The following is a 15,083-nucleotide window of genomic DNA, read 5'->3' as shown; positions in this document are numbered from 1 at the left end:
GTGAGCCCCGAGCTTTACCGCGATGTTCTACTCACCTCGGATAACGACAAGCTGGCATTCCTTAACGCCGGTTTTGGACTCGAAGAGGGCGACTTCGCGTCGTTCAAGATCGTCCCCGGGAACATTGGCGCTGGCAAGGTCATCGTCGGAGCACGTGAGGCTGCGACGTTCTACACGCTCCCCGGAACTCCGATCCGTGTCGAGGGTCTTGACGTTCACCACGGTGGAGTCGATGTTGCCGTGTTCGCTTATTACGCGAGCATCGCGAACAACTCTGCCGCTATCCGCTCAGTCACAGTTACCGCGTGAGGACCAGGGGCGAACGCATGGCTAGCTGGCACACACCAATGACCGCACGCATCTTCTGGAAAGACGCGGCGCGGCTAAACGATGAGATTGTTTCGACCTATCTCACGGTTGCTCGCGCTGCCTGCCTCGCGTTCGCCCCCATCGCCCTTACCGAAGATGACGCGGTTCCCGAGCACTATCGCCTTGCTCAGGTAATGCACGCACGCAACGTATACAACGCGGTGAACGGTGACACTCAGCCGGTAGACCCCGAAACAGGCTACGGACAGATCGTGTCGACTCCCCTTGATTGGCACGTCCGCCAGCTTCTACGGCCCGTTACGGCGTGGGGCGGTATCGCGTGAGCGTCCGTCAGCAGGTTGCAGACCTCCTCATTGAACTGCTCACGGCGAATGAGGCGCTTCCGGCGATCAATGTCGTGGCCACCGAGCGGATTCTCGACGAGGTACGCGACCTAACAATTCAGCTTCGCAGCACAAGCATCGGGCGACTCCCCCAGGCGCCGATCTCTCAGCGTGTAATTCGCATGAACGCCATTGTGATCTCCGGTCACGACGACCCTGATATGGCCGTTGACGAATTGGAAGACATTGTGCCGCTGATTCTCGACAGCCTCGATACGTCGTTTCAACACGAGGACGCCGAACTAGTTCAGTTCGGCACCCGCATGGCGTACTCCATCCCACTCACCGTTATTGCAGCAAAGGAATAAACCATGGCACAGATTGCCCTAACCCCCATCGTTCTAAACGATATCGACCTCATCATCGGGGCCGACAACTACGAGGTCTCCGTCTCCAAGGCTGAGATTGTCCCCACCATGCCCACGGTCACTTGGAAAGGCATGGCCCCTACAGCCATTCAGCAGATTGCCGGTACGGCTACCTGGGTCCTCAACCTTGAATACGCACAGGACCACGCCACGGCATCGAGCCTTTCGCAGTATTTGCTAACCAATGCGGGCACTGTGAAGAGCATCAAGCTCAAGCCTCGCAAGGGAACCGGCGCAGCGCTCTACACAATTGACGCGCTAATCGTCCCCGGCCCAATCGGTGGTGCGGTAGACCAGATCGCCACGGGTTCCGTGTCTCTGCCCTGCAACGGACAGCCGGTCCGAACGGTCGCGTAAGCCAATGCGAATCGACGTTACAAAGAGTCGCGAGCTTATGGCGACCATCTACGCGATTCGCTCAGTCGACCGCACGCTACAGAAGCAGATCAGACAGCAGACGAAAAGGGTTGCCGCCCCCGAGTGGACCAAAGCCCTTGCCGAACGTGCCGACACTCGCTTGGAACATCGAGTGATTGTCGGCACGGCGGTGGTCACCGTGTCGAACCAGAACGTTCGTATCCAAGCTGCCGGTAAGGGCCGCGCCCTCAAGGGTGGCCTACAGCCGAAGCGGGATTACAACGCCGTGGAGTTCGGCGCGAACACAGGCAAGTTGACCTACCAGCGCCGCAGCCGCAATGGCGGTACGCACCGGGTCACCCGAGTCATCAACACGCAGCTCAAGCCTCACGCCGGAAAGCGCGGCTACGTCTTCTGGCCGACCGCCCGAGAGATGGTGCCCCGAATGGGCCGCCTCTGGGTCCAAACCACCGTCCGAACAATCGCTAACGCCCTCGAAGGAAAGCAAGAGTAATGGCCCTAACACTCGACATTGGCGCGAACACCCGCCAGGCGCAAGCTCAGGTCAAAGACCTGGGTAAGGCGCTGGAAGAGGTGTCCGACGCGCTCGATGACGTAGCTAAGGACGCCGATAAGTCCGGGTCGAAGGTCGAGCGCGAACTCGACGGCATGGGCGATGCTGCCAAGAGTTCGTCCCGCGAGATCGATGCAGCCGGTGAACGTGTAGAGCGCAGCTTCAAGGACATTGTGTCCGACGCAAAAAAGGCCGACCGGGCTATCGAGGACATAGGCGACAGCGGTGGACGCAACCTGCGCAAGGTCAGCGAGGCTGGCGAGGAAGTTAGCTCCGAGCTCAAGCAAAACCTAGGCGAAACCTTCTCGTCCTTCCGAGGCGATATTGAGGACATTCCTCAGATCGCCCAGGACGTGTTCGGTGGCCTCGCCGGATCGGTCGGAGGTCTAGGTGCATCGCTCGCCCTTGCCGGTGGCGCAGCCGGTGTCGGTCTTCTCGTCGCTGGATTCCAGCAGCTAGAGGAGAGGCGACAGGAGCTAGAGGACCGCGCAAACGGACTAGCCCAGGCGTATATCGAGGCAGGTTCCAGCGTCCTCGACGCCATCGGTATCGCCTCCCGCACCTCCGAAATTATCACCGGCGAGGAACGCGACAAGGCCAAGGAGTACGCCGACATTCTCGGCATTGACCTGGCGACCGCTGCGCGCGCCATGGCTGGGGATATGAACGCCCTGGCCGCTGTGAACGAGATTGCGAACCGCGCAACCGATGACGCTATCCGCTTAGGTAATCAGTACAACGAGACAGGCAAGGCTCTTTCCGGTACACAGAACGCCAAGGTGGAAGCCGACCTAAAGGCCGTCGGCGCTGCCCGCGAACTAAACGGCGTCGTCGAGGATGCAACCGCAAAGTTCAACGATCAGCAGAGCGTCCTCAAGGGTCTCATTACTTCTGCGGACAGCGCATCAGTATCTGTGGACGACCTCGGTAATACCGTTTATCAGCTACCAGACGGCGCGCAGATCATGATTGACGCGAAGACCGGTCAAGCATCCGCAGACGTTAGCCGTTTCCGCGGCGACACGGACGGCGTTATTGACCACCTAAACGGACGCCAAGTCCGGATGCGTGTAGACCTGGATGACTCCGCTATCCGCTATTACCGTCCACCCACGATCACCATTCCTGGTCAGATCGTTGCACGCGGAACGGTGGCCCAGTACTAATGGCAACTCTCATCACCGTGGGCGATGCCACTATCGCCCCTCAGCAAGTCATGTCGATTACGTCCGAGCAGGCATCCGGCACGATCATTCACCCGATCCTTGGACGCGCCTACCCGGACGTGACGATCCGCCCTGCCGGGTTGCGCACGGGGACCATTGAGATGGGTTTCTACGGCCCGAACTCCGAGGCCGAAAGCGCCACGGCACGAGCCCTCATCGCTGCGGGTGGAATCTTCACCATCGCCTCTGAGGAACGCGCCACGCTCTCGATGACGTGCGTTGCCTCCGGGCGTATCTCGCTAACCCTCGAAGATGTAACCCGAGACGCCTGGGTTCTAGCGGTCGATTACCAGGAGGTCCAGGCGTGACGGCTACGACCTTCCAATACTCCGCCTACGTCATCGGCCCGCCCAATCGCAACATCAATGTGCGCGGTGGGTCACTGACGTTTGACGACTCCCAGGCTCCGCACGTGCAGGCCGACCTCACAATCTCCGTGCCCAACGGTTTTACCCTCGCCGCGCTCGACCCCCGTACCTCGCCGCCGCCCCGTGTCCGTCTACAGGCCGACACCACCGATAGTGACGGCGTGAAGACATCGCGTGGATTCAACATGACTCTGCGCGACCGCCCTATCAGGTACCGAGACGGCACCATGTCTCTCCGCCTCGCGTCGGACGAAGCGCTCCTCATGGACTGGGCACCGCTCGCAGACGATGAGGCCCTGTTTAGCCGTCAGAGTTCACTTCGCGACATCGTGACCTACGTCCTCGGCAAGGCCGCACCGGGCGCGAGCTTCCCGGCTGGAACAGACCTTGCCGTCCGGGTGTACGCGGATGCCGTCAATGAGATGAGCAACCCCGCCGCAATCGTCAACGTGACCGGCTGGAACGCCACCAACGTCACGCTGAGCCGCGCGACCGGCTCGACCTGGACGTCCAACACCAACGGCACGGCGTTCAACCTCCGCGGCACGGCGAACACTGATAGCTACATCGACACGACATTCCCGGCGACGAGCATGTCGGGCCGCACGTACCTTCTCCGCGCACGCCAGCGCACCGCCAGCACGGTTGTGAATCCGTCCTCGAATGCGGGCCGTCTACGCGTATTCGCCAGCACCAATGGTGGTCTGAGCTACAAGTCCATTAAGGACGCCTACGGCACCTCCGCAGCTAACACCACATCGACCGTGGTCACCCGTGTTGGCATCCCGGTTGGCACAACACACGTCATCGTGCGCGCCTATCACGGGTTCAACTCGGACCAATCGGTCCTCTGGTCCGACTTCCGCATGAGCGAGTACACGGGCGACCCAACCGACACCGGTTACTTCGACGGCAACACCGCAAACACCGCGGCCTACACGACCGTCTGGGAGGGCGATACCGGCCTGAGCACGACGAGGCGAACGGCCCTCATCGAGCGTGACCCCGAGACACTTCTGTGGAAGTCGGGTCAGACGGCGATGGACTTCCTACAACCGATCGTCCAGTCATTCGGCCTGCGTCTCGTGTGCATCGAAACGCGCCGCTGGTCTCTCCGCGCAGAGGACTTCACCGCCCCCGGCGCGCTCTCGATCCGCCACGGCATCAACCTGATCGACGCCGACGACAAACTCTCGAGAGACGATGCCGATTGGTTCGATGCCGCAGTCACCGTCTACAAGTGGACCGACCGCAACGGCAACACTCAGGAACGCCGGGACGCCTACGGCCCCGCGGGCTACAGCCGCCTCAGGACATTCGAGCGCAATACTCCGTACCCCGGCCCCGGGTTCAGTCAATACGCCGTGCGCCGCGCCCAGGGACGTGGACGCGAGGTCACAGCGACCGCCGTATCCGACTTCCGCGCGAATGCAGAGATGCCCGTAACCGTCGTCCTTGAAGAGGCCCCGCGCGCTGACGGAACCATCGTGCCGCCGTCTCAAGCAACGCAGACCGGACAGACCTCGCGCGTCACGTTCGACCTCGACCGAGACGAAATGACCATAACCACCCGAACAACCGACACCCCCGCCGGGGCGATTGACCTCGCCGTCGGCACCATCGACCAGGCCACCGGCACCATCGACGAGAACTAACAGGAGAGAACATGGCAGTTGGAGATGCAGCCCTAGCGGCGGGCATGGACCTCGTGTCCGGCACCGCCCCGCTAAACACCATTGACACTGAAGAAAACAAAACCAGGGATTACATCGCGCAGCGCACGAGCGCCGTAACCTCGATCAGCAAGGGCGGAACCGGCGCGACCACCGCAGCCGCCGCGCGCTCTGCCCTTGGGGTATCCCCGGCGTCGGAGGTTGGTAAGCGCGCCTCGATCAACTCGATGAACTTCCCGTTCGCCGCAGCACAGATCGAGACGAGCCCCGCGCACCAGATCGGTTTCTACTTCAGTGACGGCTCCGGGCGACCCGTCGCCCGTGTGGACGCAACGGACATGACGCTAGCCCTCAAGGCTGACGCCGACGCCGCCGCATCCGCCGCGTCCAACGCAATGAACGCCGTGAATGGCCGCGTGGCTAAGGGCGGCGACACCATGACCGGCGACCTCAACCTACCCAACGCCTCGGCGGCTACCTCGGGGTTCACCGTGGCATATATAAACGGTGACGGTCGCGTGTCCAAGGGCACGTCCTCGCTGCGCTACAAAGACCTCTTGGACGACCCGGACGTGAGCACGTTGGGCAACATCTTCCCGACCCTCCGTCAGTACAAGTTCAAGAACGGTGACGGCAAGCCAACGCTGGGATGGATTGCGGAAGAGGTTGCGGAGTCCCCGGACCTACAGCGGTTCGCGGTCTATAAGACGACCGTGGACGATGACGGGAACTGGGCCGCGACCAACGTCGTGGACTCCATCGACTTCATCCAACTTCTAATTGCGCAGACGGCGCAGCTAAATGCGCGCGTTCTCGCGCTGGAGGAAAAGCTACGCGAACCGGAGTGAACCCGGAAAAAAGAACAACGCGAACAACGAATGGAACAGCAGCGCAAAGAACAACCGCAAATCCAACGCCGCGAGTAGGATTTGTATCAAATCTGCGGTAGCATCACAGAGTCAGGCGCTCGTAAAATGACGAGAGCCGCCCGGAATGCCAGTTCCGAACGGCTCTCGCTGGGTACCCCAGCCATCCAGTTATAGAGCACTGGCACTCTCAGTCGCGAGACGGCCCCGGTTCTGAAGCCGGGGCCTTCTCCTTTGAAGTATCGTCCCGCACCTATAAGCCTAGCGCCACTTTTTCAAGGGCCATGGGGGTTAGGAGGACATATACGCACATTGCTCCACGCATAGCGCGTACTGCCCCCCGGAATTACGCGGAACACCTCGCGCGGACTTTCAGAAAACTCCCAGCTTGCATTTCTCACTAAGTCCCGTTTATACCCCCTCGGGGTACACCCTCCGAGATAATCGCCCGGTGCAGACGTTCGGTTGCGAGCCACAAAGAGGTAGCCCAACCGAGCAGCACCCCTCGGTGCTCGACGCGATAACGCGGCCCGTCTTCGGTACGCCGAAGCTCGATAGTCCCTGCCACCCGGTGGTGCGAGTCGCGCATGGACCAGTAAGCGGGCGGCGTCTCGCGCGCGAGCAGGACGGGGTGCCAACGCGGTCCGTCATCATGCATCTTCGTAGTATCGAACATTTGTACTACATACTCAACCGACGGAGCGTCGCGGATACACCGAAGGCGCACCACTCCCGGAGAAGTGATACGCCTTCGGCCTGCTGGATCGTCAGATGCGGACGTTGAACTCCGCGCCACAGTGAGCGCACGATGCGCGACCGGAAGTCAGGCGCGAGAACGGCCCGAGTTTACGACGGCATCGCGGACAGGTGACGACGATCGGGCCGCTGACCCGCTTGGTCGCCATCTCAGTGCTTCGTCCGGTCGACGAGGTTGTAGGTCATGCCCGGCTTGGGGGTCGGGGGCAGGGGCTCACGGCGCGTAACCGTTCGCTCCGGGCCACGACCACCGCGCGGGCCGATCTGCTGGTACTGACCCGACTGAGGTGCGGGCTGACCCGGGCGGAGCCCGTTGGTGTTGTTGGCCTTAGCCATGGTTGCCTCCAAAAGGCGATTGAATTTTGCGACACGCCCTAGCCGGATTTGCTGGGGCGCCGCAGGCGCGCGTACTTTGGAGGAAGTTTCCGCCTCACAGTTGAAACTTCCGGCCCTCAGATCAGTTACCGCTGATCGGGGGGCCTTTTCCGTGTTCACTTGCCTGCCCATCAATACTACATATGGGGACCGACATCGGAAGTGACTACAAGGGGTAGTAGTTACATCCGTGTGATTTTCCACCGTCTCTCCCCATGTACAACACAGGTTGTCCACGGTTCTATCCACAGCTACCACCCCTCGGACGCACCCCCACTTCCGCGCCGTTCCGCGAACCTTCGGACTTGTGTTCGGGTTTATCCACAGATCGGACGCTGGCGAGGGGTTCCGACATTGCACAGGGCGTTAACGACCCGTGTCGGCGTGTCGCACGGCGTGTCGAATACGTCCAAATTTTGACGTGAGTGAATTTCTGCCCACGGAACGGCCCCTTTCGCCGTCGGGGGCATCCCTTCAGCGAGCACGATCGAGTCTCCTCGACCGAAGGGACTCCGCATGAACCATGCTCCCCCGCCCACCCGCCGTCGCCTCCCGGCCTTCCTGGCCGTCCTAGCCGTGCTGCTCACCAGCCTGACCATCGCTCCGGTCGCCCACGCGGCCGATCAGGGCACCGGCTTCGGCACCTGGGCTCCCCTCTCGCGCACCGGTTGGCACGGCTCCATGCGAGTGGGCGACGTGCACACCTACTGCATCCACCCGGGTCTGCCCGTCGCCACCGGGCCCACGACGGACCACGGCGTCACCTCCGACGTGAACGGCCTCAGCCCGCAGCAGCTGGTCTCGATCAACCACCTCGTCAGCACGTACGGCCAGACCGACGACGCCGTGCAGGCGGCCAGTGTGGGCTGGGCCGTGAAGGCGATCGTCGACCGTGACACGACGCTCCACTCGTGGGGGTATTCCGGCGACCAGTTGCCGGAGGCCATCGACTTCATCATGCGTCGCGCGAGCCCCGAGAACAGCGCTGCGATCCAGGAACGCACCCTGCAGTACCTCGCCGAAGCGGAGGCGATCCGGGTGCCCCGCACCGGCGGCTCGCTGACGCTCTCGGCGGCGCAGGACGACCCCACGCGCGGCACACTCTCCGTCGACGTCGACCCGGATGCCACGGGCACACTGCATCTGCAGAACGCGGTGTTCGCCGACACGGGGTCCGCCGATCGACACGACGTGCGCGGGGGTGCGACCTACGCGATCATCGCCCCCGCCTCGGCCTCGGACGACGGGCGGCCCTACACGGTGCGCGCGACGGGCTCCTTCTCGGTGCGCGCCGCAGCCATCCGGTACTACTCGTCACCCGATCAGCAGGAGTCCGCCGGTCCCGCCGGCCCTCAGACGTTCGAACTCTCGACCCAGGATGCCGCGCCCCGGCCCGTGCAGTTCTCGCCGCGCGTGCAGACGATCGCCCGTCTCGAGGGGCGCCGCTTCGTCGATGACGTCACGGTGTCGACACAGGACGGCGTGTGGCCCCGCCGGGCGGACGGGTCGTTCGTCATCCTCTCGGCCACCGCCGACATCTACCGGACGGGCGCGTTCCCCGCCGAGGCCGACGAGGTCCCGGCGTCTCTCAAGCCCGTGGCCCAGCTCACGCTGCGCACCGATCCGCTCGAGGGGGCGGGAACGTACACCGTGCAGACCGAGGCGGATCTGCCGGGCCCCGGTGTGTACACGGCCGTCTGGCGCATCGAGCGCTCCGCGCAAGATGCGGATGTCGTGCCGCACCTGCCGCCGTCCTTCCTGTGGGTGGAGCGGTTCGCCTCGCCCACGCAGACCGAGCAGCTCGTTCCGACGCCCCCGGCAGACCCGACACCCGCGTTGACACCCGCGGCCACGGTGGTTCCCGTGCCGGCTGCCCTCCCGACGGCGCCACCCGCAGCGCTGCCCGCGGTACCGGTGCTGGCGGCCACGGGGGTCACGACGGCCTCGCTCGGCGCCACTGGCGGCCTCGCGGCGGTGCTGCTCGGTGCGGGGCTGGTCGCGGCCCACGCAGCCCGGCGACGTCGCACTCCGCAGCCCTGAACGGAGGGAGGCCGCCGCGTCACGCGCGCGGCCTCCCTCCTCGGGGTGCGAGTTGACGAACCCGGACGGATGAACCCGCGTAGACGAACGCGCCCGTCCGAACGCGCTCGAATCCCGCAATGGTTCGAAGCATGCCGCCCGACGGGGTAGACTTTCCTAGTTGCAACGGGGTGTGGCGCAGCTTGGTAGCGCGCGTCGTTCGGGACGACGAGGCCGCAGGTTCAAATCCTGTCACCCCGACCACTGCATCACAGAAGGCCCTCCGCGAAGCGGGGGGCCTTTCTGGTTCTCTCGGGGCCGCGCGAATGTTCGCGAGAGAGCGGGGGCATTCTCTCCGTGCGGCGACCGTCACAGCGACGTGGACGCCGGCAGCTGCGAAGCCCGCATTCTCGGGTCGGCCGGCGAAGCCGAAGCGCGAGGAATGGTCCCGGTGCTCCCGCATTCTTCTGCGCCCCTTCGATCAACCGGAATGAACGTGCCCTCCGGGGGACCTTCGAGGACACGACGTCCGCGCGGCGACGGGAACGGCCCACGCGAACAAAAAGCACCCCCGGTACCTCCCGAAACGGGGAGACACCGGGGGTGCTCTTCAGATGCGCTTAGCGGGTTGCGCGGCGCAGACGACGGTAACCGAAGGCACCGAAGCCACCGAGCAGGAGCGCGACAGCACCCCAGGCCAGCGGAGTCGGGTCACCCATACCGGTCACGGCGAGGCCGCCGCCACCGTTGCCGTTGCCGTTACCGGGGTTGCCACCGGGGGCAGGGGTACCGGAGGGCGAGGGCGCCGGGGCGGGAGCCGCGGCGACCGAGAAGCTGACCGAAGCCGAGCTGGAGACGCTGTTGACCGTCTGGGTGGCGACGACCGCGTAGGCGCCTTCACCGAGAGCGTTCTTCAGCACGATCGACCACTTGCCGTCCTTGACGGTGGTCTCGCCGACCTTCGCGTCGTTGATCGTGACCGAGATCGCCGCACCGTTGACACCGGTGCCCGAGATCGAGGTGGGGATCGCGGCACCCGAGTACGAGGCACCGTCCTGGATGCCCGTGATGGTCGGAGCCGACGGGGCGACCGTGAACGACGAGGTGGCCTCGGCCGAGGTCTGACCGTCGCGCGCCTGCGTGGCGGTGACGGAGTAGGTGCCGATGGCGAGGTCGGTGGTGACCGACCAGGTGCCGTCGGCGGCGACCTTGGCGCTGCCCTTCGCGTCACCCGTGAGGGTCACGGTGGCGCCGGCGAGACCGGTGCCCGAGATCGAGGTGACCTCGTTCTCGACGGTCGAACCGTTGGCCGGGCTCGTGATGACCGGGGCCTCCGCCTTGACCTCGACCGACGCGTCGACCGAAGCCGACTTGTTGAAGCCGTTGACCGCGCGCAGCGAGAAGGAGAAGGTGCCGAGCTTGTCGGGAGCGGTGAAGCTCCAGTTGCCCGAACCGTCGACGGCCACGTCGAAGGTGTCGCCACCCTCGGGGGTGACCTTCAGAGTGGTGCCCGCGGGGGCGGTGCCCGAGATGGCGCCGCCGACGCCGACCGTGCCGCCATCGGCGGGGGTCGTCAGTGCGGGGGCGTCGACCTTCACGGCGACCGAGTAGCCGTCGGTGCGAGCCAGGCCGGCCTGCAGGTCGGCGGCCCAGAGGAAGGTACCGGTCTCGTTGCCACCGGAGACCACGCCGACAGCGGTCGTGCCCTGGAAGACGGCTCCACCGGAGTCGCCACCCTGAACGGTGTCGATGTCGCCTTCGACGGCGAATCCGTAGACCCAACGCACGTCGTTCTCTTCGGCGACGCGCATCCAGCCCTCGACGCCGGTGACGTTACCGGTGGTGAGGCCGGTCGTGCGGCCCGACTTGGAAGCCGGCTGGTTGACCTGCGCCGAGCCGATGGCGCGGACGTCGGTCGTCGACGCCGACAGGTCCTCGGACGATGCCGTGGTCCAGTCGGTGATCTCGGGGAGCAGGTCGAGGTCGGTGTTGGTGACATCGATGGTGGCGATGTCGACCGACGAGGTGTCGCCCTCGGCGCCGGGGGTGTTGCCCGGTCCGCCGAACTGCGAGAACGCCAGGGTGCCGAGCGGAGCCTTGACGGCGATGTCGGCGTTGTTCTTGTCGCCGCCGCCGGCCGGGTCGCCCGAGGGGAGCGAGAGCAGGCTCTCGGTGAGGGAGCCGTCGGCGTTGCAGTGACCGGCGGTGATGACCGCGGGGTCACCCTGCGGCGTCCAGCCGGTGAAACCGACCGAGCAGAGGGCGACGGAGTTGCCACCGGCGGGGGAAAGGTATCCGGCGCCACCGACGAGGTCGTTGGTCGCGGCAGCCTTGATGGGGTCGATCTTCTTGACGACGACGTTCGACTTCGTGTCGACGAACGACTTGGCCTCACCCTGGAGGTCGGCTTCGTCGGCCGTGGTGTACACCACGACGTTGCCCGAGCCGTCCTTGGCGACGCCCTGCACCTGGTCGCTGCTCGTCATGAGCCGCTGCGCGGTGGCATCGAATTCAGGGCCCGTGGTGGGGGCGGTCGACTGGTCTTCACCGGCGAAGGCCACAGCAGGGGCCAGCAGACCGGACGCGGTGAGCGCGACGGCGGCCGATGCTCCGGCCCACCCCAAACGCTTCATGTTTCGTGTCATCGTCTCATCTCATGTGTTTGATGGAAAAACGCACAACGAGCAGGACGGGGATCGCTATTGGGTCCCCACCCACCTCTCAGCGTCGCGGCCTACCCTACGACAACCTGATAGTTCTTTATGACTTTTTTTCCGCATTCGCTCGTAAATGAGGAGACTCTCATGTTCCCCCGCATTCTCGCCCTCGCCGCAACTGCATTCGTCGGAATCGGAATGGTGTCCGGCGGCGGGCGGATCAATGGGTCTTCCCTCGCCGAAGAAGAGGGTCGCTGGAACGGGCACGGCTCCGAATTCCTGGAGTTCACCGACGGCGATCTTCGCGGCAGCGACGGCTGCAACGGCGTCGCCGGCTCTTACGTGCGCGACGGCGATGCGCTCGAGTTCCGGCGGGGAATGTCGACGATGAAGGCCTGCCTCGGTGTCGACACCTGGCTGCGGACCGCCGCCCGCGCGCGCGTCGACGGTGACACCATGACGGTGTTCGATCGCGACGGTGCGGAAATCGGCACGCTCACCCGCTCCGCCTGATCCGCCGCGTCACCCACCTCGGCCGTCTCCGCGGCCGACGGGGCGAGCACACCCTCGCCCGTAGAATCGACGAGGCCGCGCACTCCGCCGGCCCGCGCCCCGCACGTCCGCGAGGCGACGACCACCGACCTCCTCAGGAGCACTGTGTCCGACGCCTCGCCCCGCCTCGTCGCCTTCGACCTCGACGACACCCTCGCCCCGTCGAAGTCCGCGATCGATCCGCGCATCGGCGACCTGCTCCTGGCTCTCGCCGAGCGCGTCGAGGTCGCGATCATCTCGGGTGGGCAGCTGCAGCAGTTCCGCAGCCAGGTCGTCGAGCGTCTGCCGCAGGCCGACCCGGCCCTTCTGGCGCACCTGCACCTCATGCCCACGTGCGGCACCCAGTACTACCGCCTGTCGACCGAGGGCATCGAGACCGTCTACGCCCACTCGCTCACCGATGACGAGAAGCAGCGCGCCCTGTCCGCCGTGCAGGAAGAGGCCGAGCGCCTGGGACTGTGGGAGGCCGAGCCCTGGGGCGACATCCTCGAGGACCGGGGCTCGCAGATCACCTTCTCGGCGCTCGGACAGTCGGCTCCCCTCGACGCGAAGATGGCGTGGGACCCGACGGGCGAGAAGAAGAACGCCCTGCGCGAAGCCGTCGCCGCCCGCATCCCCGATCTCGAGGTGCGCTCGGGCGGGTCGACGTCCGTCGACATCACCCACCGCGGTATCGACAAGGCCTACGGCATGAACAAGCTCGCCGAGGCCACCGGCATCCCCCTCGACGACATGCTCTTCGTCGGCGACCGCCTCGACCCCGACGGCAACGACTACCCCGTGCTGGCGATGGGCGTGGAGTGCCAGGCCGTGCACGGGTGGGAGGACACCGCCGCGTTCCTCGAGACGCTCGTGCCCACGCTGCCGGAGCGCACCGGCGCCTGACTCCGCGACCGGCTCGGTGAGCCGGGCCGAGACCGCGGCGATGCCCGTGTCAGAGGATCTGACCGATCGGCTCGCGCTTCTCGGCCTGGAACCGGTCCTCGGTTCGGCCGTAGGCCCAATAGCCCGACAGCGAGACCTGATCGCGGGCGAGACCCCACCGGGTGAAGACGATGTCGCGCAGGGCTTTCATCGCCTCGCGCTCCCCGTGGGCGAACACCTGGCCCCGCCCCGGAAGCGGATGCCACGAGCCCACCGCGTCGGCCAGCACCGCTGACGCACCCGCCTGCGCTGCGCCGCGGTACACCCAGTGCACCTCGACGCCGGCCGGGGCGACCAGCTCGACCTGCTCGTCGGCGTTCTGCACCTCGAGGAAGGCCGTGCCCACGGCATCCGGCGCGAGCGCCTCGAGACCGGCGGCGATCGCGGGGATGGCGGACTCGTCTCCGACGAACAGGTGCCAGGCGGCCGCCGGGTCGGGCGCATAGCCTCCCCCGGGTGACGACACCACCAGGCGGTCGCCGGGACGCGCAGACGCCGCCCAGGGGCCCGCGAGGCCCTCGTCACCGTGCACGACGAAGTCGATGGTGAGCTCGTCACCGTCGACCCGACGCACCGTGTAGGTGCGGGTGACCGGAAGATCCTCGGGGCTCAGCGTCTCGCGCAGCGCCGCCAGGTCGTACGGCGGCTCCAATCCCAGTTCCGCCTTGGCGAACGTGATCTTGACGTACTTGTCGGTGTGCGGGCTCTCTCGGAACACGGCGAGGTCGTCGCCCCGTGCCCGCACGCGCACGAGGTGCGGCGTGAGCCGCTCCGTCGCGACGACGTGCAGAACGTGCTGGGGGCGCGGCGGGCGCGCGGGACGGTCGGTCATGAGGGGTCCTCTCTCGCGGGCATCGAGGCCCGGTCCACGGTCGCGGCGTCTCGCGCCGCACCGGCGACGGCGGCGTCGCCGCGGTCGTCGGGACTCAGCGCGACAGCCACCTGGGCGTAGTAGTCGGCGATGTGCGCGCGCACGCTCTCGCGCGCCTGCGCGGCCTCGCCCGCCGCGACGGCGGCGACGATGCGGCGATGTTCGCCGCGCAACCGGGCGGCGGTGGCGGGCCAGTCGCTCAGTCGCGCGGCCCCCGCCTGCGTGTACGACTCGATGGAACTCCGGAGCCCCGCCATCATCGCCGAGACGACCGCGTTGCCGGACACCTCGGCGAGCGCCTGGTGGAAGCGCGCGTCGAGGGCGAGGAACTCGACCGGGTCGAGGTCGGCGGCATCCATGGCATCCAAGATGCCGGTGACCTCGGTGAGGTCGGCGTCGCCCCGGGCGAGGCGCTCGGCGACGTCGCACTCGAGCACCACGCGGGTGCGCACGACGTCGGCCAGTGGGAAGCCGTTGGCGGCCACCTGCAGGCGCAGGAACGCCCCCAGTCCCCCACGCGGTGTGGTGACGATCATCGCCCCCGCGTTCGGTCCCGAGCCGGTGGCCGTGCGGACGACGCCCAGCACCTCGAGCACACGGATGGCCTCGCGCACGCTGGAGCGTCCCACCCCGAGCTGGGCGGCGAGCTCGCGCTCGGGCGTCAGCCGATCACCGGCGGCGAGGCGTCCATCGCGCAGGTCGGCCTCGATGCGCTCCAGGACGACCTGCCAGGCGCGCGGTGCGGTGTCCGGCATGGCATCCCCCGTTCGACCGACCGAGGCGG

16 protein-coding genes and 1 tRNA gene are annotated in these 15,083 nt (G+C 65.9%); 13 read left to right on the top strand and 4 right to left on the bottom strand.

The annotated features are described in order from the left end of the window. The 9 genes from BJP65_RS16645 to BJP65_RS13610 are packed head-to-tail and all read left to right on the top strand — an operon-like array spanning position 1 to position 6,127. Complete coding sequence (locus BJP65_RS16645) at positions 1–309, top strand: hypothetical protein (RefSeq protein ID WP_156784903.1); 309 nt, start codon at positions 1–3, stop codon at positions 307–309. 38 nt (positions 310–347) lie between these two features. After that, positions 348–653, top strand: a complete 306-nt coding sequence (locus BJP65_RS16640) for a hypothetical protein (RefSeq protein ID WP_156784902.1) — start codon at positions 348–350, stop codon at positions 651–653. Continuing rightward, entirely contained in the window at positions 650–1,021 is a 372-nt protein-coding gene (locus BJP65_RS13640) for a hypothetical protein (protein ID WP_070409495.1), read from the top strand. The genes BJP65_RS16640 and BJP65_RS13640 overlap by 4 nt, the downstream gene beginning before the upstream one ends. Positions 1,022–1,024: 3 nt before the next feature. Further along, a complete protein-coding gene (locus BJP65_RS13635; protein ID WP_070409494.1) occupies positions 1,025–1,438 on the top strand; it encodes a hypothetical protein in 414 nt (137 codons plus the stop codon). 37 nt (positions 1,439–1,475) lie between these two features. Further along, on the top strand, positions 1,476–1,952 hold the full coding sequence (locus BJP65_RS13630) for a hypothetical protein (RefSeq protein ID WP_070409493.1): 477 nt from the start codon (positions 1,476–1,478) through the stop codon (positions 1,950–1,952). Further along, positions 1,952–3,178, top strand: a complete 1,227-nt coding sequence (locus tag BJP65_RS13625; RefSeq protein ID WP_070409492.1) for a hypothetical protein — start codon at positions 1,952–1,954, stop codon at positions 3,176–3,178. The genes BJP65_RS13630 and BJP65_RS13625 overlap by 1 nt, the downstream gene beginning before the upstream one ends. Further along, positions 3,178–3,546, top strand: coding sequence for a hypothetical protein (locus tag BJP65_RS13620; RefSeq protein WP_070409491.1), 369 nt, complete (start codon positions 3,178–3,180; stop codon positions 3,544–3,546). The genes BJP65_RS13625 and BJP65_RS13620 overlap by 1 nt, the downstream gene beginning before the upstream one ends. Further along, complete coding sequence (locus BJP65_RS13615) at positions 3,543–5,261, top strand: hypothetical protein (protein WP_156784901.1); 1,719 nt, start codon at positions 3,543–3,545, stop codon at positions 5,259–5,261. The genes BJP65_RS13620 and BJP65_RS13615 overlap by 4 nt, the downstream gene beginning before the upstream one ends. Positions 5,262–5,272: 11 nt before the next feature. After that, complete coding sequence (locus tag BJP65_RS13610) at positions 5,273–6,127, top strand: hypothetical protein (protein WP_156784900.1); 855 nt, start codon at positions 5,273–5,275, stop codon at positions 6,125–6,127. A gap of 924 nt (positions 6,128–7,051) precedes the next feature. Here BJP65_RS13610 and BJP65_RS16340 read toward each other — a convergent pair. After that, positions 7,052–7,237 (bottom strand): hypothetical protein, encoded by a 186-nt coding sequence (locus BJP65_RS16340; RefSeq protein WP_083285858.1) that lies wholly within the window; start codon positions 7,235–7,237, stop codon positions 7,052–7,054. A 555-nt stretch (positions 7,238–7,792) separates the two neighbouring features. On the opposite strand from BJP65_RS16340, the gene BJP65_RS13605 reads away from it, so the two are divergent. Continuing rightward, positions 7,793–9,316, top strand: coding sequence for a hypothetical protein (locus BJP65_RS13605; protein ID WP_070409488.1), 1,524 nt, complete (start codon positions 7,793–7,795; stop codon positions 9,314–9,316). 166 nt (positions 9,317–9,482) lie between these two features. After that, positions 9,483–9,559 (top strand) — tRNA-Pro (locus BJP65_RS13600). Positions 9,560–9,915: 356 nt separating this feature from the next. On the opposite strand, the gene BJP65_RS13595 is transcribed toward BJP65_RS13600, so the two are convergent. Next, a complete protein-coding gene (locus BJP65_RS13595) occupies positions 9,916–11,928 on the bottom strand; it encodes a S1 family peptidase (RefSeq protein WP_070409487.1) in 2,013 nt (670 codons plus the stop codon). Between the two features lie 129 nt (positions 11,929–12,057). Here BJP65_RS13595 and BJP65_RS16335 point away from each other — a divergent pair, with 129 nt between their 5' ends. Then, complete coding sequence (locus tag BJP65_RS16335; RefSeq protein WP_083285857.1) at positions 12,058–12,465, top strand: META domain-containing protein; 408 nt, start codon at positions 12,058–12,060, stop codon at positions 12,463–12,465. A 144-nt stretch (positions 12,466–12,609) separates the two neighbouring features. Beyond that, positions 12,610–13,389, top strand: a complete 780-nt coding sequence (locus BJP65_RS13585; RefSeq protein ID WP_070409486.1) for an HAD-IIB family hydrolase — start codon at positions 12,610–12,612, stop codon at positions 13,387–13,389. Between the two features lie 49 nt (positions 13,390–13,438). Here the strand turns inward: BJP65_RS13585 and BJP65_RS13580 are convergent, their stop codons facing one another. Together BJP65_RS13580 and BJP65_RS13575 are read right to left on the bottom strand one after the other, a co-directional pair. Continuing rightward, entirely contained in the window at positions 13,439–14,260 is an 822-nt protein-coding gene (locus BJP65_RS13580; protein WP_070409485.1) for a siderophore-interacting protein, read from the bottom strand. Continuing rightward, the gene (locus BJP65_RS13575) at positions 14,257–15,054 is read right to left on the bottom strand and encodes a FadR/GntR family transcriptional regulator (RefSeq protein WP_083285856.1); all 798 of its coding nucleotides are present in this window, start codon (positions 15,052–15,054) and stop codon (positions 14,257–14,259) included. Before BJP65_RS13575 ends, BJP65_RS13580 begins: the two co-directional genes overlap by 4 nt. Positions 15,055–15,083: the final 29 nt, after the last annotated feature.

Origin of the sequence: Microbacterium sp. BH-3-3-3 (genome assembly GCF_001792815.1) — a bacterium.
In the GTDB taxonomy this organism is placed as follows: Bacteria; Actinomycetota; Actinomycetes; order Actinomycetales; family Microbacteriaceae; genus Microbacterium.
Note: the sequence above shows the minus strand (reverse complement) of the source record. Positions and strands in the feature narration are given on the sequence as shown.